This window comes from Halomonas sp. GT, assembly GCF_002082565.1.
In the GTDB taxonomy this organism is placed as follows: domain Bacteria; phylum Pseudomonadota; class Gammaproteobacteria; order Pseudomonadales; family Halomonadaceae; genus Vreelandella.
In genome coordinates this window covers 3109452-3126955 of the sequence record NZ_CP020562.1, presented here as the reverse complement: position 1 = coordinate 3126955, position 17504 = coordinate 3109452, and the positions used below count along the sequence as shown (strand labels likewise).

18 protein-coding genes are annotated in these 17504 nt (G+C 49.7%); 13 read left to right on the top strand and 5 right to left on the bottom strand.

Annotated features, from left to right (window positions below):
- Positions 1-57: 57 nt before the first annotated feature.
- The 8 genes from B6A39_RS14405 (at position 58) to B6A39_RS14370 (ending at position 9076) form a co-directional block, all read left to right on the top strand.
- Positions 58-2835 carry an aminotransferase class I/II-fold pyridoxal phosphate-dependent enzyme gene (locus B6A39_RS14405; protein WP_083006801.1) on the top strand — a complete coding sequence of 926 codons (2778 nt, stop codon included), beginning with the start codon at positions 58-60 and terminating at the stop codon, positions 2833-2835.
- A 234-nt stretch (positions 2836-3069) separates the two neighbouring features.
- Positions 3070-4566 carry an NAD-dependent succinate-semialdehyde dehydrogenase gene (locus B6A39_RS14400; protein WP_083006799.1) on the top strand — a complete coding sequence of 499 codons (1497 nt, stop codon included), beginning with the start codon at positions 3070-3072 and terminating at the stop codon, positions 4564-4566.
- Between the two features lie 72 nt (positions 4567-4638).
- A complete protein-coding gene (locus B6A39_RS14395) occupies positions 4639-6072 on the top strand; it encodes an aspartate aminotransferase family protein (protein WP_009721372.1) in 1434 nt (477 codons plus the stop codon).
- Positions 6073-6205: 133 nt separating this feature from the next.
- On the top strand, positions 6206-6883 hold the full coding sequence (locus tag B6A39_RS14390) for a haloacid dehalogenase type II (protein ID WP_083006798.1): 678 nt from the start codon (positions 6206-6208) through the stop codon (positions 6881-6883).
- 27 nt (positions 6884-6910) lie between these two features.
- Positions 6911-7366, top strand: a complete 456-nt coding sequence (locus B6A39_RS14385) for a DUF302 domain-containing protein (RefSeq protein WP_083006797.1) — start codon at positions 6911-6913, stop codon at positions 7364-7366.
- A gap of 85 nt (positions 7367-7451) precedes the next feature.
- The gene (locus tag B6A39_RS14380) at positions 7452-7799 is read left to right on the top strand and encodes a putative quinol monooxygenase (protein ID WP_009721375.1); all 348 of its coding nucleotides are present in this window, start codon (positions 7452-7454) and stop codon (positions 7797-7799) included.
- 54 nt (positions 7800-7853) lie between these two features.
- Positions 7854-8321: an S-ribosylhomocysteine lyase gene (locus B6A39_RS14375; RefSeq protein WP_009721376.1), complete on the top strand. Its 468-nt coding sequence runs from the start codon at positions 7854-7856 to the stop codon at positions 8319-8321.
- A 143-nt stretch (positions 8322-8464) separates the two neighbouring features.
- A complete protein-coding gene (locus B6A39_RS14370) occupies positions 8465-9076 on the top strand; it encodes a LysE family translocator (RefSeq protein ID WP_083006795.1) in 612 nt (203 codons plus the stop codon).
- A gap of 135 nt (positions 9077-9211) precedes the next feature.
- On the opposite strand, the gene B6A39_RS14365 is transcribed toward B6A39_RS14370, so the two are convergent.
- Together B6A39_RS14365 and B6A39_RS14360 are read right to left on the bottom strand one after the other, a co-directional pair.
- The gene (locus B6A39_RS14365) at positions 9212-9919 is read right to left on the bottom strand and encodes an inorganic diphosphatase (RefSeq protein ID WP_083006794.1); all 708 of its coding nucleotides are present in this window, start codon (positions 9917-9919) and stop codon (positions 9212-9214) included.
- Between the two features lie 76 nt (positions 9920-9995).
- On the bottom strand, positions 9996-10655 hold the full coding sequence (locus B6A39_RS14360; protein ID WP_083006793.1) for a DUF1826 domain-containing protein: 660 nt from the start codon (positions 10653-10655) through the stop codon (positions 9996-9998).
- Positions 10656-10759: 104 nt separating this feature from the next.
- Between B6A39_RS14360 and dksA the strand changes: the two genes are divergently transcribed.
- The 5 genes from dksA to B6A39_RS14335 all read left to right on the top strand — a co-directional run bounded on the left by dksA (position 10760) and on the right by B6A39_RS14335 (position 15164).
- The gene (dksA, locus tag B6A39_RS14355) at positions 10760-11245 is read left to right on the top strand and encodes an RNA polymerase-binding protein DksA (RefSeq protein WP_083006792.1); all 486 of its coding nucleotides are present in this window, start codon (positions 10760-10762) and stop codon (positions 11243-11245) included.
- Positions 11245-12378, top strand: a complete 1134-nt coding sequence (locus tag B6A39_RS14350; RefSeq protein WP_083006790.1) for a CobW family GTP-binding protein — start codon at positions 11245-11247, stop codon at positions 12376-12378. The genes dksA and B6A39_RS14350 overlap by 1 nt, the downstream gene beginning before the upstream one ends.
- Positions 12375-13259 carry a GTP cyclohydrolase FolE2 gene (gene folE2 / locus B6A39_RS14345; RefSeq protein ID WP_083006789.1) on the top strand — a complete coding sequence of 295 codons (885 nt, stop codon included), beginning with the start codon at positions 12375-12377 and terminating at the stop codon, positions 13257-13259. The genes B6A39_RS14350 and folE2 overlap by 4 nt, the downstream gene beginning before the upstream one ends.
- A gap of 114 nt (positions 13260-13373) precedes the next feature.
- Positions 13374-14411, top strand: coding sequence for a CNNM domain-containing protein (locus tag B6A39_RS14340; RefSeq protein WP_009721386.1), 1038 nt, complete (start codon positions 13374-13376; stop codon positions 14409-14411).
- A 102-nt stretch (positions 14412-14513) separates the two neighbouring features.
- Positions 14514-15164 (top strand): peroxiredoxin, encoded by a 651-nt coding sequence (locus tag B6A39_RS14335; protein WP_009721387.1) that lies wholly within the window; start codon positions 14514-14516, stop codon positions 15162-15164.
- A gap of 59 nt (positions 15165-15223) precedes the next feature.
- Here the strand turns inward: B6A39_RS14335 and B6A39_RS14330 are convergent, their stop codons facing one another.
- From B6A39_RS14330 to B6A39_RS14320, 3 genes are all read right to left on the bottom strand, one after another.
- The gene (locus B6A39_RS14330) at positions 15224-16492 is read right to left on the bottom strand and encodes a methyl-accepting chemotaxis protein (RefSeq protein ID WP_083006787.1); all 1269 of its coding nucleotides are present in this window, start codon (positions 16490-16492) and stop codon (positions 15224-15226) included.
- A 129-nt stretch (positions 16493-16621) separates the two neighbouring features.
- Complete coding sequence (locus tag B6A39_RS14325) at positions 16622-17308, bottom strand: DUF3047 domain-containing protein (protein WP_083006785.1); 687 nt, start codon at positions 17306-17308, stop codon at positions 16622-16624.
- Positions 17295-17504 (bottom strand): zf-HC2 domain-containing protein, encoded by a 210-nt coding sequence (locus B6A39_RS14320; protein WP_269747993.1) that lies wholly within the window; start codon positions 17502-17504, stop codon positions 17295-17297. Before B6A39_RS14320 ends, B6A39_RS14325 begins: the two co-directional genes overlap by 14 nt.

Genomic DNA, 17504 nt, shown 5'->3' with positions numbered 1-17504 from the left:
CTGTTGCTGAGGCAAGTGTCTTTTCCAGATAAATACCTACAAAGGATGGGTGTCGTCATGCAAGAGAATAATCCAACCGAAACTTCCTACACCGCCCTGGGTTTTTATCACAAAATTTCCCAACTTCGTGCTGATACCTGGAATGAGCTTAAGCGTGATTTGGGTATTTTGACGCGCCTTAAAGAAGAGGATCGCGCCAAGAACTTGATTAAAGCTATCGACATCAAGTTGACACGCTTAGAGATTATTGAGGACTATCATGCATTTCCATCCAAAGAGGATTTTCGCCACCTTTGGACACTATTCAATCGCGGTGAATACGCACTGTTGGATAAAGTCGTTAAGCGTTTGGTAAGAGCGTTGATCAGTGAGTCCTATCGTCGACGACATGTGGATCTCTCTGAGACGGATGCAGGTGCTGAAGACATGGAGGCACTGGACGCCCTAAATCAACTTCGCCGCGGGCACCCGGCTTCCAATAGCTCGGCGCAACCTTACTTTGAACTGCTGATCGTAGATAACCTTTCTAACCAGGAAGAAGATGTGGTGCGTGAAGCATTTCACAACATGCGTCGTCCTGAGGATCGCTTTGTTTACGATGTTGTGACGGTAAAAAGCTTTGAAGATGCGTTGATTGCCATATTGGTGAATCCTAATATACAAGCATGTCTGATTCGCTACGAGTTTCCGTATAAGTCTAAGTATAACCTCAGTGCTTTGCGTAATTATCTGGAAGGTCTCTCAGAAAATGAGCTAGAGCACCATAGCGAAGCTGAACGCAGTATTCTGCTGAGTTCGATGATTCATGAGCTGCGCCCAGAAATTGATCAATTTCTGGTGACTAGTGGTGATGTTGAAGCCACGGCAAGCCGAGATATTAAGCACTTCAACCGTATCTTCTACCGTGAAACGGATTACATCGAGCAGCATCATACGATTCTACGCGCCATTGATAATCGCTATCGCACACCGTTTTTTGATGCTCTGCGTGAATACAGTAGGAAGCCTACAGGGGTATTCCATGCCATGCCCATTTCCAGGGGCAAGTCGGTGACTCGGTCCCACTGGGCAGGGCACATGATCGACTTCTACGGCATTAATATTTTTCTAGCAGAAACATCAGCAACATCGGGGGGGCTAGACTCGCTGTTGCAACCGTTCGGGCCAATCAAAAAGGCACAAGAGTACGCTGCCCGAGCCTTTGGAGCGCGTCGTAGTTTCTTTGTAACCAATGGCACGTCTACGGCTAATAAAATTGTGGTACAGGCGCTTATTAAGCCGCGAGACATTGTGCTGATCGACCGTGACTGTCACAAATCGCATCATTACGGCATGGTGTTAGCCGGTGCACATGTCAGTTATCTAGACTCCTATCCACTTGATGACTATTCCATGTACGGTGCTGTGCCGCTGCATGAAATAAAGAAAACGCTGCTCGCCTACAAGCGCTCCGGCGAACTTCACAAGGTGAAGATGTTGTTGCTGACCAACTGCACCTTCGATGGCATTGTGTATAACGTGCGCCGGGTGATGGAAGAATGCTTGGCGATAAAACCAGATCTGGTTTTTCTTTGGGATGAAGCATGGTTTGCCTTCGCTGGCTTTAACCCGACGTATCGGCCACGGACCGCCATGAATGCGGCACGGACATTACGGGATCGTTACCGCAGTGAGAGTTATCGGGAAGAGTATGCGGCTTGGAAAGCCGAGTTCGATAAGCTCGATCCAGAAGACGATGCTACATGGCTTGACCAGCGATTGATGCCCGACCCGGATGAAGTACGTATTCGCACTTATGCGACTCACTCAACCCACAAAACGCTGACCTCGTTACGCCAAGGCTCAATGATTCACGTGTGGGATCAAGATTTTCGTCAGAAAGTGGAGGCTTCTTTCCATGAAGCCTACATGACTCACACATCTACTTCGCCCAACTATCAAATTGTAGCATCGCTGGATGTGGGAAGAATGCAGGCGGAAATGGAAGGGTTCGAACTGGTGCATGCGCAGGTAGAGACGGCGCTTTCCCTACGCGAACAACTCTACACCCATCCCTTGCTGCAGAAGTATTTTCGCGTATTGAAGAATAGCGACATGGTACCCGAAGCCTACCGAGAGTCGGGTGTCGAGTCCTATTTTGACCCAGTGACGGGCTGGAACAAAATGGAGGAAGCCTGGGCGCGAGATGAGTTTGTTGTTGATCCTTCCCGTGTCACGATTGCCATCGGCAATACTGGGGTTGATGGCGACACATTCAAAAATGAATACCTGATGAATAAGTACGGTATTCAAATTAACAAAACGTCCCGCAACACCGTACTGTTTATGACCAATATCGGCACTACACGGGGCTCTATTGCCTACCTGCTGGATGTGCTGATTAAATTGGCGAAAGAATTCGAGTATCGCTTGGAAGACAGTAGCCGTCCTGAGCGTAAAATCATCGAAAATCAGGTGCATTCACTGAATCATGATTTGCCGCCACTACCTGACTTCAGTCGTTTCCACGACGCCTTCCGGCCGAATCCCGATACGCCCCAGGGCGATATTCGTTGCGCTTACTTTCTAAGTTACGACGAAGAGAATACTGAATACTTACGCTTCGATAATGGTAAGTTACAGGCGCAGATGCGTGCCGGTCGCGATGTTGTATCGGCAAGTTTTGTCATCCCTTATCCGCCAGGATTTCCGGTATTAGTACCAGGGCAGGTCATCAGCGAAGAGATTTTATCGTTTCTTCAGGCGCTGGATGTCACTGAGATCCATGGCTATCGGCCGGAGTTAGGACTCGTGGTGTTTACTGAGGAGGCCTTGATTAACCCCGTAGCAGGTTAAATAGAGGCGCTGCCAAAAAAAAGCACTGTAAAGGTAGCTTTCACAAAAAAAGCGCCGGAATTATCCGGCGCTTTCAAAAACACTTCGTGCGGTATCTCCCTTACGCTAGACACACTGAAGCAGCCCATCGAAACGTTGGGCTGCTTACCTATATTTATTGCAACATTTTATGTGCAACGGTTTGTCGCCACCGATTGGCTTCACCGTAATTGGCTGCAACCTGGGGAGGTGCCCATGACCACACTATCGACCACGCTCACTAAGCGCTTGGAAGATCCGCGTCTGTTTCGGCAGTACGCCTACGTATACGGTAAATGGACCCACGGTGACGGCGGCCGCGAAGAAGCGGTGTATGATCCCGCGACAAATGAAACCATTGGCCACATTCCCTTGCTGGAAGCTCAGCAAATTACCGCTGCCGTAGATGCTGCTGAAGCTGCTTTTGTACAGTGGCGTGCCCTACGCGCTGACGAGCGCTGCGAGCGTTTGTTGGCATGGTACGACTTGATTCAAGCCAACCGTGAAGATCTAGCCACCATTATGACGTTGGAGCAGGGCAAGCCGCTGCCGGATGCCCGTGGCGAAGTAGAGTACGGTGCCAGTTTCGTGCGCTGGTTCGCTGAAGAAGGGAAGCGCACCTATGGTGAAACCATTCCCAGCCATATCCCCAATGCATCACTTGGCACCATTAAGGAGCCAGTAGGTATTGCGGCGATGATTACGCCGTGGAACTTCCCGCTGGCAATGATTACCCGCAAGGCCGCAGCGGCGTTGGCCGCTGGATGTCCGGTGATCATCAAGCCTGCCAATGAAACGCCGTTCTCTGCGCTGGCGCTGGCGGAGCTTGCCGAGCGTGCGGGTATTCCAGACGGTATTTTTAACGTCGTGCTGGGCGATCCTGCAGAAGTCTCTAAAATTTTGTGCAGCGAGCCGCGTATCCGGGCGCTCTCTTTCACTGGCTCCACCCGTGTTGGCCGCTTGCTGATTGAGCAGAGCGCAAACACGGTCAAACGGCTATCGCTGGAATTAGGTGGCAACGCGCCGTTTATCGTTGGTCCGGATATGGACCCCAAAGAGGCAGCCTATGCTGCAGTCTCAGCTAAGTTTCAAACGGCTGGGCAAGATTGCTTAGCAGCCAACCGCATTTTGGTTCACGAATCCATCCACGACGAGTTTGTCGAGCAATTTACCGAGCGCATGGCGGCACTTACCGTGGGTAACGGATTGCACGGTGAAGTTGACCTTGGCCCGCTAATTCATCGTCAGGCAGTCGAAAAAGCAGCATCGATTGTTGATGATGCGATTTCCAAAGGCGCCACGATGATTGCTGGTGACCAGAGCCAAGCACCGGGCGATAACTTCTTTATGCCAGTGCTGTTGACCAACGTAACACCGCAAATGAAAGTCTGGCGTGAAGAGAACTTTGCCCCGGTGGCCGGTATTACCGCTTATAGTACCGATGACGAAGTTATTGAAATGGCCAATGACACCGAATACGGCTTAGCGGCCTATATCTATACCCATGATATTCGCCGTATCTGGAAGCTAATGCGCGCGCTGGAGTATGGCATGGTTAGCGTTAACTCCGTGAAAATGACAGGTCCGCCGGTGCCTTTTGGTGGCGTGAAACAGTCCGGCCTTGGCCGTGAAGGCGGCGCTACCGGTATCGATGAGTATTTAGAAACAAAGTACTACTGCCTGGGGGCTTTAGGATCAGTGTCTGGTAGTTGATATCCAATCGGTTTTATTAATTTAAGCATCCTCCCCACATGGTGGGGAGGTTTACTGTATAGAGAGAATGTTATGAGCTTGCATCAGGATCTGATCGAACGCGACCGTAAAGTCACTTTTCACGCCTCTACTCACCTGCGCGACTTCGCCCAAGGCGACTTGCCTGGTCGTGTTATCACTGGCGGCAAAGGCATTAACATCGTAGACAAAGATGGCCGTGAGTTTATCGACGGTTTTGCGGGCCTTTACTGCGTCAATATCGGCTACGGTCGCACCGAAGTTGCCGAAGCAATCTATAAGCAAGCGCTAGAACTTTCTTATTATCACACCTATGTGGGTCACTCGAACGAGCCGCAGATCGAGCTTTCTGAGCGTATTCTAAAAATCGCCGGCATGAACATGTCCAAGGTTTACTACGGCATGTCAGGCTCTGATGCGAACGAAACACAGCTCAAAATTGTGCGCTACTACAACAACGTGCTAGGTCGTCCGCAGAAGAAAAAAGTGATCTCGCGCATGCGCGGTTACCACGGCTCCGGCATCGCTTCTGGTTCACTAACCGGTCTTAAAGCGTTCCACGACCATTTTGACCTGCCAATCGATACCATTCGCCACACTGAAGCACCGCACTACTATCTGCGCGCGGCAGAGCAGCACGGTATGACAGAACGCGAGTTTTCTGCCTACTGTGCCGATAAGCTGGAAGCGATGATTCTGGAAGAAGGCCCGGACACTGTTGCGGCATTTATCGGTGAGCCTGTTCTGGGAACGGGTGGTATCGTGCCCCCGCCAGAAGGCTATTGGGATGCAATTCAAGCAGTGCTAAACAAGTATGACGTACTATTGATTGCCGACGAGGTCGTGTGTGGCTTTGGCCGTACCGGCTCTGACTTTGGTAGCCACCACTACAACATGAAGCCTGACTTGGTCACCATCGCTAAAGGGCTAACCAGTGCGTACCAGCCACTTTCTGGCGTGATTGTTGGCGATAAAGTATGGAAGGTGCTGGAACAGGGTACCGGAGAGTTTGGCCCCATCGGTCATGGTTGGACCTATTCAGGTCACGCACTAGGGTGTGCCGCTGGTCTTGCTAACTTGGATATTATCGAACGCGAAAATCTAGTGGGTAACTCTGCTGAAACTGGCGGTTACTTCCAGCAGCAGCTCAAGGCCACCTTTGAAGGCCACCCATTGCTGGGCGACGTACGCGGTGTTGGCCTAATGGCCGCTCTCGAGTTCTCACCAGACGCCAAACAGCGCCTGCATTTCGACCCGGCGTTGAAAGTTGGCCCGCGTGTTGCCGCAGCGGCAATGGAAGAAAACCTGATCGCCCGTGCGATGCCTCAAGGCGATATTCTAGGCTTTGCACCGCCACTGACCATTAACCGTGGTGAAGTTGACGAAATGATTGGTCGCGCTAAGCGCGCCATTGATCGCGTGACGGATGAGTTGGTGCGCTCTGGAGATCTCAAAACCGGCGAGCAAGAAGCCGCCTTTACGATTTAATAGCGCTTAACGCTCTCCAAACGCCGCTGCCTATATCGCAGCGGCGTTTTTGTTTTTAAGAAGGGCAGCTATGCTAAATGCATGAGATCGCTTATCTCCCATCATTATTCGACCCATTAGACTAGGAGCTATCATGCAACCGGTACTTGCTTTTGATGTATACGGCACGCTCATTGATACCCAAGGGGTAACGGTTGAGCTAGAACGACGCCTTAGTGATGTCTCCAAAGCTGAGGAATTCGCTAAACGTTGGCGGGAAAAACAGCTGGAATACAGCTTTCGCCATGGCTTGATGGGAGCCTATGTACCGTTTTCAGAGTGCACCCGCGAGGCATTAGTTTTCACTGGTCGCGCGATGCAGAGCGGTCTCACTGATAACGATCATGACCACTTGATGGCGGTTTATGCGGAGCTACCTGCATTCCCCGACGTGGTGCCTGCCCTAGACCAACTGCGTGATGCAGGAATTCGCTGTGTGGCATTTTCTAACGGCACCCAAGAAGCTGTTACTAAGCTATTGGCCCGCGCAGGCGTGGAGAGCCATATGGATGCAGTGGTGAGTGTCGATGATGTAAAACGCTTCAAGCCCGACCCCGCGGTATATGCTTATTTGCGCACACGTTTAGAAGCGCGCCCTGAACATACATGGCTAATTTCCAGCAATCCTTTTGATGTGATTGGAGCAACACATGCAGGCTTACACAGCGCCTGGGTGCGCCGCCACCCTGATGCGCCGTTCGACCCTTGGGGTGGAGAGCCAGACATGACCATCGCTGATCTTGAATCCTTCGCCTACCGCTTACTTAAATAACGGTATCCCACATATTAAGGAGATTGTATGCGTTTTGCTTACTATGCCGCAGTAGCTGCCCTCTCAATCATGGCTCAACCTGCATTGGCATCCTCTTCAATGGGAATTGAGCATGTTGATAGTGAGAGCTCATTTGAGCAGGTAACCGGCCAGCTTAGCTCAGCACTTGAGGATAAAGGGCTTATGCTGGTGGCAAGTATTGATCATGCTAAAAATGCTGCCAACAACGAGCTGTCGCTGCCTGCCACTACGACGTTTATTTTCGGTAATCCTAACGTTGGCACCCCGATGATGCAGTGTAATGGCAGCGTCGCGTTAGATTTGCCGCAAAAAATGGTCGTGCGCGAAACAGATGATGGCGTGCGTATAGAATGGAATGACCCGCATTATCTCGCTGAGCGCCACCGCCTTGAGGCGTGCGATTTACCGCTCGATAACGTGGCTAATGTATTGCGCGATGTGGCCGAAAGTGCGGCCCAGTAGTATCGTGAACGCAGCAGCGTAAAGGCTGTCAATATGCACAATGGCCGCGCATAATGATGGCCTTTTAATCTGTTAGGACGCTAGCATGTCGGAAAAAATTTATTGTATCGCCAGCTTTAAGCCCAAAGCTGGAAAAGAAGAAGCGGTATTTAAAGCGCTGCAATCATTAGAACCAAACACCCATCGCGAAGATGCTTGTATTCACTACACTGTGACTCGGCAAATCGATAACCCGTTTGCCCAGGGCACCAGTTACCCAATCGTGTTTCATGAAATTTGGGCTAGCCGTGAAGAGTTTGAAGCCCACTGTCAGCGCAAAGAGATTCAAGATTTTTTCGCTAAGCACGTCGAATCACCCGACGGCGATATTGAAGATGCCAATGTGTGTGTTTATACCGACGAGCCGTGGAATTTCGACGCTCCCAAGGTGTAAAAAGCGGTAACGGTGTAGGATAAGTAAGTGTTGTACCAAGATGACGGAGCCAACATGACTGAAAAGAAAATGAACGTTGAAAGCTTTAACTTGGATCATACCAAGGTAAAAGCACCTTACGTGCGTTTGGCCGATATTAAAGAAGGCCAAAATGGCGACCGTATTCACAAATATGATCTGCGCATTTGCCAGCCCAACAAAGAACACATGGAGATGCCCGCGCTGCACTCCCTGGAGCACTTGATGGCTGAAATGTCGCGTAATCACACCGACAAAGTGGTTGATATCAGTCCGATGGGTTGCCAAACTGGTTTTTACATCGCGATGATTAACCACGATGATTATGACGGCGTGCTAAGCATTATCGAGCAAACACTCAACGACGTGCTGACCGCCACAGAAGTGCCCGCCTGCAATGAGATGCAGTGTGGCTGGGCCGCTAGCCACAGCCTGGAAGGTGCCCAAAAGCTAGCCAAAGGCTTGCTGGCTAAGCGCAGTGAGTGGACCGAAGTATTTGCTTAAACGGTCAATGTAAGCACGTAATATCAGTAATACGCCTCCTTATTGGGGGCGTTTTAGTGTTAATCCATTAACTAATGGAAAACGCCGAATAACGGTGACATGCTGGCACCACAAGCACACTCACTGGCTGGCGGGGCATTAAAATGCTATTGGATACGTGGCTGTTATACCTAGTCGCCTGCATAGGCTTATCGCTTTCGCCAGGGCCGAACGGTCTGCTTGCGCTTACTCATGGTGCGTTGCATGGCAGCCGTAAAACGCTCTTTACCATCGCCGGTGGTGCTACTGGGTTCATCCTGATTATTGCCTTGTGCCTATTTGGCATTGGTGCACTGCTCAAGTCATCAGTAATTTGGCTAACCGTATTGAAATGGGTAGGCGGGGCTTACCTTGTTTGGTTGGGTATTCAGCTATGGCGCTCACCGCCCATTACTGGTGAAATTGATGTAACGACTAGTCGCGCAAGCGGGTGGCATCTGTATCGCCAAGGTACGTTATCCTCGATTACCAACCCTAAAGTACTACTGTTTTTCAGTGCGTTTCTGCCGCAGTTTATCGACCCGCAAGGTAGTTTAATCCTGCAGTTTTTTGTGCTGGCAGGCACCTTTGTGGCTATTGAATGCATAGTTGAAGGCCTGATTGCCAATATGGCTAACCGGATTCGCCACTGGTTGAAGCACGTAGGCCGCGGCTTTAATCGCACCTGTGGTGGAATTTTCGTAGCCATTGGGGCGGCGCTTCCGTTAAGAGCGTGAAGTGTAAAAGTGCCGCGATTGCTAATGGTTAAACATGGGGAAAGGCATAGAAGGTAAGGTATAGAACATCACTGCTCTATCAGTAGAGCAGTGATGTTTAAGCGATTTAAACCACGACGGTGTTATTTGATCAGGTTATTGCGTGGCTTGAAAATTCTCAGCAGCTGCTTCTAGTACGGCTAATGCAGACTCGGCGTCTTCAAACCCTAGACCTTCCATGCCACCATCAGGGCCTTTGTAATTTGCAAACCAGATATCAACAATCTGGCTAACACCAGGGAACTCACTATCAAGTTGCTGCATGCTTTCAATATGAGCAAATGGTGAATCTTGGGTAAGCACTGCCACCAGTTTGTCGTCTTGCTCACCGTCGTCTAACATTTTTAAAACGCCAATAACACGCACATCAACAACTTCACCGCGCGGTAACGCCTGACCTAATACGATGACATCTAGTGGGTCACCGTCACCGCCTAGTTCTTTGGGCAGAGCAGTACCAGGAATGGCGCCATAGTTGCCGGGATAACCTAGGTAATTTACAACGCGCGGCTCGCCGTCTTTATATTCCCAATAAACCGCATTTGGGTCTTCTTTGCTAACTTCCCATTTGGCAGATGTGCCCGTTGGTATCTCGATAATGGCGTTTGCAAAACCGTTGCTATTAATGGCATCCATCGCCATTAAATCGTCATCACCTAAAATGGTGAAATCATCTTTTAGCATCATGGCTGAGGTATAGGGCGTTGTGTCAGAAAAGGCTAGATTACCTAATGACTCCGCATGCGCCGTAGAGGTTAACATCGAGATGCCTATGACACCTGCAAGCAGTAGTTTGTTATGCATGACCATTCCCATGAGCGATTTAATTTATCAAACCTTATCAGGGGGGAATGACGAATTAGTGACAGGTTGAAGGTGATCAAGCAGGATCTATTGATAGCAACAGTCGCTTTTGACCTGCCTCCAAAGAGGGGCTGCGGTGCACTAAACCATGTTCTTCACAGCCCACCCAACCACTGCCTTTTATTAACGCGATGTCACCGGAGTGCAAACGCTGAATGGCGCTTGGGTCGCTAATAATCTCTGGGCGATCAGGCGTTGGGGCACCTAGCCCTGAGCGGTTAATCGCATTTTCAGGTAACCACTCGCTGCCTGGGCCGACATAGGTGGTCACTAAACGTACCGGCAAGTTGTCGCAGTGAAATCGTGGGCACATTGCCGCCGTTAATAAGCGTAGACGAATGCCCACAGTATCGGTATCAAAGAGGAACGCGATGGCTTCAGCAACGGTTGCGATATCGTCAACTAACGCATCTCCCGCTGAGGGCTCTGGGAGCTTTCGGCGCAAGTCATTTCTAAAGTCATCTGTAGGACTGCCAAGCCATGCATACTGCCAGTCTCGCGATGTTTGGCTCTGTATGTTTGCGCTAAGCGCCACATCGGCGGGCAGAGCGCGGTGCAGAATAGCGATGTTAATCTGCTCTTCAAATATGCGCGGAAGCACGCTGATGTCGGTATCCCGTGCGGCGTGTTGTGGTAGCAGCCAAGATGCTGCTTGATGAGAGTGTGGGGCTGGCATGTAGGTCTCCTGTTACGTTTAGCAGTGCATTAGCATTGAGAAAGGTTAGGTCGCAGAGCTTTATTTGTTATGTTATAACGTTTTTATCAATAGGAGACTATACATTGCAACCCGATATCACTCAGTCAGTAACTGCCAGAACAGACAGTGGCGCTGAATTCCTAGATGCAAAAAAAGCTGAGGAGGCTTTGCTGTTGGCCTCATCAGCAGACGAGTACATGAATGCCGAACAGCTTGCGTTTTTCCGTCAGCGGCTTTTGAACGAACGTGCGGAGCTTGAGGCGCATTTAAACGAGGTGAAAACGGCTATCGCCTCCCATGAGAGAGATAGCGACGAGGCTGACCAGGCGTCGTTTGAGGAGGAGCTGCGGTTGTCACTTCGCCAAGCAGATCGCGAAAGTCGGTTGATCAATAATATTGATGCAGCATTACAGCGTATCGAAAATGGTGAGTACGGCTTCTGTGAAGAAACTGGCGAGCCTATTGGTATTCAACGCCTACTTTTTCGTCCAACGGCAAAACTTTGCATTGAAGCAAAGGAGCGCCAGGAGCGTAAAGAGCACCATTTCCGCAAGGCACGGGGGGAGTGATGCAGTTCTCCACGCTGACACCGGTTAATGTACTGACCGGCTTTTTAGGGAGCGGTAAGACAACGTTACTCAATCGCTGGGTACGCCAAGCGTCAATGAAAAACACGTTGATCGTTATTAATGAGTTTGGTGATATTGGCCTTGATCATCAGTTGATTACGCAAAGTGATGAGCAAGCAGTGGTGGAGATGAGCAGTGGCTGTTTGTGTTGCACATTGAGGGGAGACTTGAGCCGCACGCTACAGCAGGCTATTGATTCGCTGTTGGCAGAGGGAAAACCAGCACCTTCCCGTGTTGTGATTGAAACCACAGGACTGGCCGATCCCGCCCCTATTTTACAGCTGTTAATGACCGATCATTGGCTTGCCCACCGTTTCCAGTTGGATAGCGTGGTGTGCTGTGTTGATGCCGCGAACGGTGAGGCAACGTTGCAGGCGCATCGTGAGTCACAGCGCCAGATAGCGATAGCTGACCGATTACTCATCACCAAAACTGACTTGGTTGACGAAGTTCGCTTAGCGCCACTGGCTAACCAACTGGCGTCCATCAATCCGGCAGCAGAGCAATGGCAGGTAGTGAACGGTAATCTTTCGCCCGAGTTGTTGGTAGGCGCAGGGCTCTTTCGTCGGGATTCTCAACGATACCAGGTAGAGCAGTGGCTGAAGTCAGCACGTTACAGCGTTATCCATGCTGAAGATGTTAAGCACGAGGGGGTGCAGCAGGGCGACAGTAACACTGCTTTTGTGCAGCCCAATAGCCAGCCAACGCTGACTCGGCATGGGGAGAATATCAATGCGTTTTGTTTTTGCGTTGAGGGATTAATTACCCCAGACGCTTTGGAAAACTGGCTGGATCTATTGATGTCGTTGATGGGCGAGAAAATGCTACGTATCAAAGCGATTGTGCACCTTACCGATCGTGATGAGCCGCTCGCGCTGCACGGCGTCCAGCACATTTTCCACCCGCCGACGCCTCTGCCGATGCAGTGTGTTAATGACCGCATTTCTCGGTTTGTCTTCATTACTCAAAATGTCGCGCCTGCTACTGTGGCGCAGCTTTATCGTTTTTTTACACCCTCTACTGCTTCGACGCTCTCATCAACTGATTCATCAACTAACGAGGCAATTCAATGACGGCTTTTACTTTACCCGATATTGCCCAACAACCTGCCCGTTTACCGGGCACGCTTTCCTGGGTTGGTATGGAAGGTATTGCGTTGCCAGTACAGCTGGCGGGGAGCCAAGTGAACGCCAATGTATCAGCTGGTGTTAGCCTTGAGGAGGCCGGTGCTCGTGGTATCCACATGTCACGGCTGTATACCGCATTGGATGCATTAGAACGCCAGCCACTAACGACTACGTTACTTCATCGTGTTCTTGCAGCTTTTTTGGAGAGTCATCAAACATTATCAGAAAACGCTTACCTAACGTTCAGTGGGGACGTATTACTTAAACGTGACGCGCTCATCAGCCCTTTGTCAGGATGGAAAAGTTATCCGTTTACGCTGCACAGCCAGCTAACTCCATCAGGGTTTAAGGTAGAGCTAGACGTAGCCGTTGGTTACTCCTCAACGTGCCCCTGCTCAGCGGCATTAGCGCGGCAGCTAATTCAACAAGCGTTTGCGGAAGATTTTGAAGAGATACCGTTAACTAAGCAGGCCGTACTTGCGTGGTTGGGAAGTGAAGAGGGCGTTCTCGCGACGCCGCATAGCCAGCGCAGCGTCGCCCACTGTTCCATACGGCTGGCGGGTAACGGTGAAATCCCGCTTGCTGAGCTTATTGAACGTATTGAAAACGCCCTGGGGACTGCGTTACAGACAGCGGTTAAACGTATCGATGAGCAGGCATTTGCCCTCGCCAATGGCCAGAATCTGATGTTCTGTGAAGATGCGGCAAAGCGCCTAGATCGAGCGCTGAGAAAGATGGCTGATATTTCAGGCTTCCAGCTGAAGGTGGTTCATGCTGAAAGTTTGCACGCCCACGATGCGGTAGCGAGATGCGAATGGCAGTGGTGAGAAATGTCGTTAGCAGGTTGGATGAAAATAAAGGTGTCAAAAGGTGTGTTTGCTCATTGACACTAGGCTCCCGTGGCCTTATATACGACGCATCATCCATCACTATGAGCTCCCATGTTCCTTCTCATCACGATTGCTACCATTTCAATCGCGCTCTCCTTTCTGTGTTCTATCCTTGAAGCGGCGCTGCTGTCTATTACGCCAAGCTATATCGCCAAGCAAAAAGAAGATAATCCCAAACTTCATGCAGCGCTGACCAAGCTAAAAACGCATATTGATCGGCCGTTGGCCGCGATCTTAACTCTTAACACCATTGCGCATACCGTCGGTGCAACGGCAGTGGGGGCGCAGGCCGCGGTCGTGTTTGGCGAAGCATCTATCGCCATTGTGTCGGCCGTCATGACCATGCTGATTTTAGTTCTTTCCGAAATCATTCCGAAAACGATTGGTGCTACCTATTGGCGAGGTTTATCCCCCGTGTTGCCACGGCTACTGAACCCTATGATCATTGGATTGCTACCGTTTATCTGGATGTCCGAACAGATTACGCGCCGTTTAGGAAAGTCAGAACATGACGTTGATTTGCGCGATGAAATTAAAGTGCTGGCGCGGGTAGGTTTGGAAGAGAAAGTATTGGATGCGGATGAGTCACGCACCATTATTAACATGCTGAATTTGCATGAAATTGCGGTCAATAAAGCGATGACGCCCCGTACTGTCTGTGAAACTGTGTTACCTAATATGACGGTTAAGGAGTTTGACGAGCAGTATGGCAAAACGCCATTCACTCGTTTCCCCGTGATGGATAATGGCGAGCAGGCATTTGGTTATGTGCATAAGGCTGATATGTATCACGCTGATGACGCCAAAACCATGCGTGAACTGATGCATCCGATTGGCAGTGTCGACGTTTCGAACAATGTCGAGCAGGTGTTTACATCGATGTTAAAAGACCATCTGCATATGCGGGTGGTCTATGATGAACATGGCACCTTTGTTGGCCTTATCACCCTAGAAGACATTATTGAGACGATATTAGGTCAAGATATTGTCGATGAAACCGACAGTGTGGCGAACTTGCGCCATTATGCAAAACAGCGCTGGGTAAAACGCATTAAGCGGGAAGAGAAAGACGACAAGTCGCTTGATTGAATACAGCGTATGTATCATTGCTATAGTACAAAACGTTCTATAGTGAAGGCGTTGAAAGTCATATAAGGTATTAAGGTCACTTGACCCTAATGAGGAGGAACGATGTCATTACGTATCAATTCGGTAGTGCCAGATTTCGAAGCAGAAACTAGCCAAGGCCCGATTCGTTTTCATGACTGGATTGGCGATAGTTGGGCAATCCTGTTTTCTCACCCTAAAGATTTTACCCCAGTATGTACCACCGAATTTGGTGCTGTTGCTACCCTCAGCGCAGAATGGAAAAAGCGCGGCACCAAGGTCATTGGCGTTTCTGTGGATGGCGTAGAAGACCACAAACGCTGGGGTGACGACATCCAATCCGTTAGCGGCAGTGAAGTCGACTTTCCGATCATCGCTGATGACGGGCTAACCGTATCGAAGCTTTACGACATGCTGCCAGAAGAAGCTTATCTACCTGATGGCCGCACACCAGCCGACAGTGCCACTGTTCGCTCGGTGTTTATTATCGGGCCAGATAAGCAACTGAAACTATCCATGACCTACCCCATGACAGTAGGGCGTAATTTTGCCGAAATTTTGCGTGCACTAGATGCCCTGCAAACCACGGCACAGCATGGTGTTGCCACGCCTGCTGATTGGACGATTGGTCAGGATGTTATCATTCCGCCGAGTGTGTCAGATGAAGATGCCAAACAGAAATTCGGTGAGTTCGAGGCAGTTCTGCCGTACCTGCGTAAAACGAAATTGCGTTAATTAGTTAACGCTGTCTCGTTTAAGACTGAAAACTCGCCATGAAAATGGCGAGTTTTTTCTTATGAAGGTGCTAAAGCGAGCCGTTCGATAGAGTGAGATACATTCTGCGCGCCTTGTAAAATTTCACTCACAATTGACGCTATTTCTTTAACACTAGTTTGACTGGTTTCACCCTGCTTGACCACTTGCTGCATTGCCTGGGTGGTGCGTGAGACAAGTGCATTATTTTCTTTTAGAACTCGAGTGATTTCGCTCACCGCTTCACTTGACCCTTTGGCTAACTGGCGTACTTCGTTTGCTACAACAGCAAATCCACGACCCTGTTCACCCGCTCTTGCTGCCTCCACCGCTGCATTTAATGAAAGCAAGTTTGTTTGGCTGGCAATTTGCGCGATTGATGCAGTAATTTTGTTAATCTGCTCCGCTTGTTGGTTTAGCGCAGTGATTAGCTGCTGTGCTTCGTTGAGCGTATGGGCGACATGTTGTGAGTCAGAAAGCACAGTTTGCAGATGGGTTAACCCATTTTGGGCAATTCGCTCGGTCTGGCTAGACGATGCTTGGGCGCTGCTTACCGTGGCTTTAGCAGCTTCTGTTGCCAGCATTGCTTGGGTGATATCGGTAGCAAATTTAACCACCTTTACCACGTTACCTTCGTCATCAAAGATAGGGTTATAAGTAGCTTCCAGCCAAACGGTGTCTCCTTTGGCATTTAGGCGTAAAAACTTACCCTGTTTATACTCCCCTTGGCTTAAGCGTTGCCAGAAGTCTGGGTGTTTTCGGTAAAAATCACTATCGCAGAAAAGTCGGTGATGCTCGCCACGAATTTTGTGCAGTGGATACCCCATTGCTTGTTCAAAATTAGTGTTGGCATCCAGAATATAGCCGTCGGTTGTAAATTCAATCACTGCCATTGAGCTATTTAGAGCTTGAAGAACGGAGCGTTCGCTAGCGGCGTTTTGGTGCTCCTTGGTCACGTCGTTGGCTACTTTAAAAATCTGTACAACCTTGCCACGTCGATTCTTAATCGGTATATAGGTAGCCTCAAGCCATACTTCTTCGCCAAGTGCATTCACGCGCCTAAAACGCCCCTGTTGGCTTTCACCTGCTGCAAGTGATTTCCAGAAAACACCATATTGACGGTTGGACCTTTCTTCAGGAAAACAAAAAATACGGTGATGACGTCCCTTAATGTCAGCTAATGAGTAACCCATAAAGGCTAAAAATTGCTCACTAGCCTCTTGGATAATGCCTTCCGATGAAAAGTAGATACAAGCAGTATGTTGGGTTAGGGCGCTACGTAAGGCGTCAGAAGTAAAATATGCGAGCATTGGTAGTCCCTTAAATCTAATCTGTTATTATCCGTGAATAGGTTGATAATAGATCAGATCTTAATAAAAGGCACTTACTTGTAATGGTTTTGTATAAAAAAATAAGAAGGTATAGGCTGCAAGTCTTGTCTAATTATTAGGACATGCAGGTGGAGTGGGCGTGCTAGAAAAGCCTAGTTGGGTAAACCACGCGGTGGCGTTGCCGCCTGTATTGTCACCATCGCTCATCAAGGCGATACCATTGACTTGGCTAGGGGCGCTGCCAAAAAGAGCTTGGTAGTCAACACGTACATCGCGTACTTCTGCCACCCATTCCCCAACGGCGCTATTGCCACTTTGCAGCGCTATCAGTTGGGCTCGGTCAGTGAATGCATTCGGCCACGAAGTACCCTGGGGTTGGGTAGAGGACCAGACATAGTTAACCGATTCGACCTGCCAAGGCAGAATGCCCGTCTTGCGAGCTACGTAAACCCGTGCGGGATAGTCATCGCCCGCTTTGGTCGTTTCATCAACGCCCGGATAGGTTGAGTCTACTTGCCAGCACCAGTGAAGATAGGGCGTTTCATTTAAATCAATATCGCGCTCGAGGTAGCGTGCAGAGGCTTGGCCCTGAGCATTGGCTTCAAGCACTCGTTGGCCTGATTTATCAACAATGGAATAACGTGTTTCGCCTTCAAAGCTACGGGTAGGCCAGGTCATGATTTGATTGGGTGTAAAGCGTATCTCTTGCCCGCTAGCGGTTGTGAACAATAACGGGCTAAAAAATAGGCTCGCTAGTGCTGTTCCTTTGATGCGCAAAGCACTAGCGAGGCTCATAATGACCACCGCTGTCTGTCGAGTTTTTTGGCACAGCAGGGTGGTGCTCGCCAATTTTGTGAAGCAAGTCAAACTGGCGGGCACAGGCGCGGCAGGCGCTGCACATAGAGAGATGGATGCGGAGTACAGTACGTTCGCGAAAAGTGAGTGCTCTATCTTGCTTAAGTGACATCAAACGTGTTGCTTCACGGCACAT

Bases quoted from the DNA above. Each gene is read 5' to 3' on its own strand.
- B6A39_RS14380 (WP_009721375.1), top strand. From the start codon at position 7,452: ATGTCGGAAAAAATTTATTGTATCGCCAGCTTTAAGCCCAAAGCTGGA.
- B6A39_RS14320 (WP_269747993.1), bottom strand. From the start codon at position 17,504: ATGTGCCGTGAAGCAACACGTTTGATGTCACTTAAGCAAGATAGAGCA.
- B6A39_RS14360 (WP_083006793.1), bottom strand. From the start codon at position 10,655: ATGCCAGCCCCACACTCTCATCAAGCAGCATCTTGGCTGCTACCACAA.
- B6A39_RS14340 (WP_009721386.1), top strand. From the start codon at position 13,374: ATGTTCCTTCTCATCACGATTGCTACCATTTCAATCGCGCTCTCCTTT.
- B6A39_RS14370 (WP_083006795.1), top strand. From the start codon at position 8,465: ATGCTATTGGATACGTGGCTGTTATACCTAGTCGCCTGCATAGGCTTA.
- B6A39_RS14395 (WP_009721372.1), top strand. From the start codon at position 4,639: ATGAGCTTGCATCAGGATCTGATCGAACGCGACCGTAAAGTCACTTTT.
- B6A39_RS14335 (WP_009721387.1), top strand. From the start codon at position 14,514: ATGTCATTACGTATCAATTCGGTAGTGCCAGATTTCGAAGCAGAAACT.
- B6A39_RS14385 (WP_083006797.1), top strand. From the start codon at position 6,911: ATGCGTTTTGCTTACTATGCCGCAGTAGCTGCCCTCTCAATCATGGCT.
- B6A39_RS14405 (WP_083006801.1), top strand. From the start codon at position 58: ATGCAAGAGAATAATCCAACCGAAACTTCCTACACCGCCCTGGGTTTT.
- B6A39_RS14330 (WP_083006787.1), bottom strand. From the start codon at position 16,492: ATGCTCGCATATTTTACTTCTGACGCCTTACGTAGCGCCCTAACCCAA.
- B6A39_RS14365 (WP_083006794.1), bottom strand. From the start codon at position 9,919: ATGCATAACAAACTACTGCTTGCAGGTGTCATAGGCATCTCGATGTTA.
- B6A39_RS14350 (WP_083006790.1), top strand. From the start codon at position 11,245: ATGCAGTTCTCCACGCTGACACCGGTTAATGTACTGACCGGCTTTTTA.
- folE2 (WP_083006789.1), top strand. From the start codon at position 12,375: ATGACGGCTTTTACTTTACCCGATATTGCCCAACAACCTGCCCGTTTA.
- B6A39_RS14390 (WP_083006798.1), top strand. From the start codon at position 6,206: ATGCAACCGGTACTTGCTTTTGATGTATACGGCACGCTCATTGATACC.
- B6A39_RS14400 (WP_083006799.1), top strand. From the start codon at position 3,070: ATGACCACACTATCGACCACGCTCACTAAGCGCTTGGAAGATCCGCGT.
- B6A39_RS14375 (WP_009721376.1), top strand. From the start codon at position 7,854: ATGACTGAAAAGAAAATGAACGTTGAAAGCTTTAACTTGGATCATACC.
- B6A39_RS14325 (WP_083006785.1), bottom strand. From the start codon at position 17,308: ATGAGCCTCGCTAGTGCTTTGCGCATCAAAGGAACAGCACTAGCGAGC.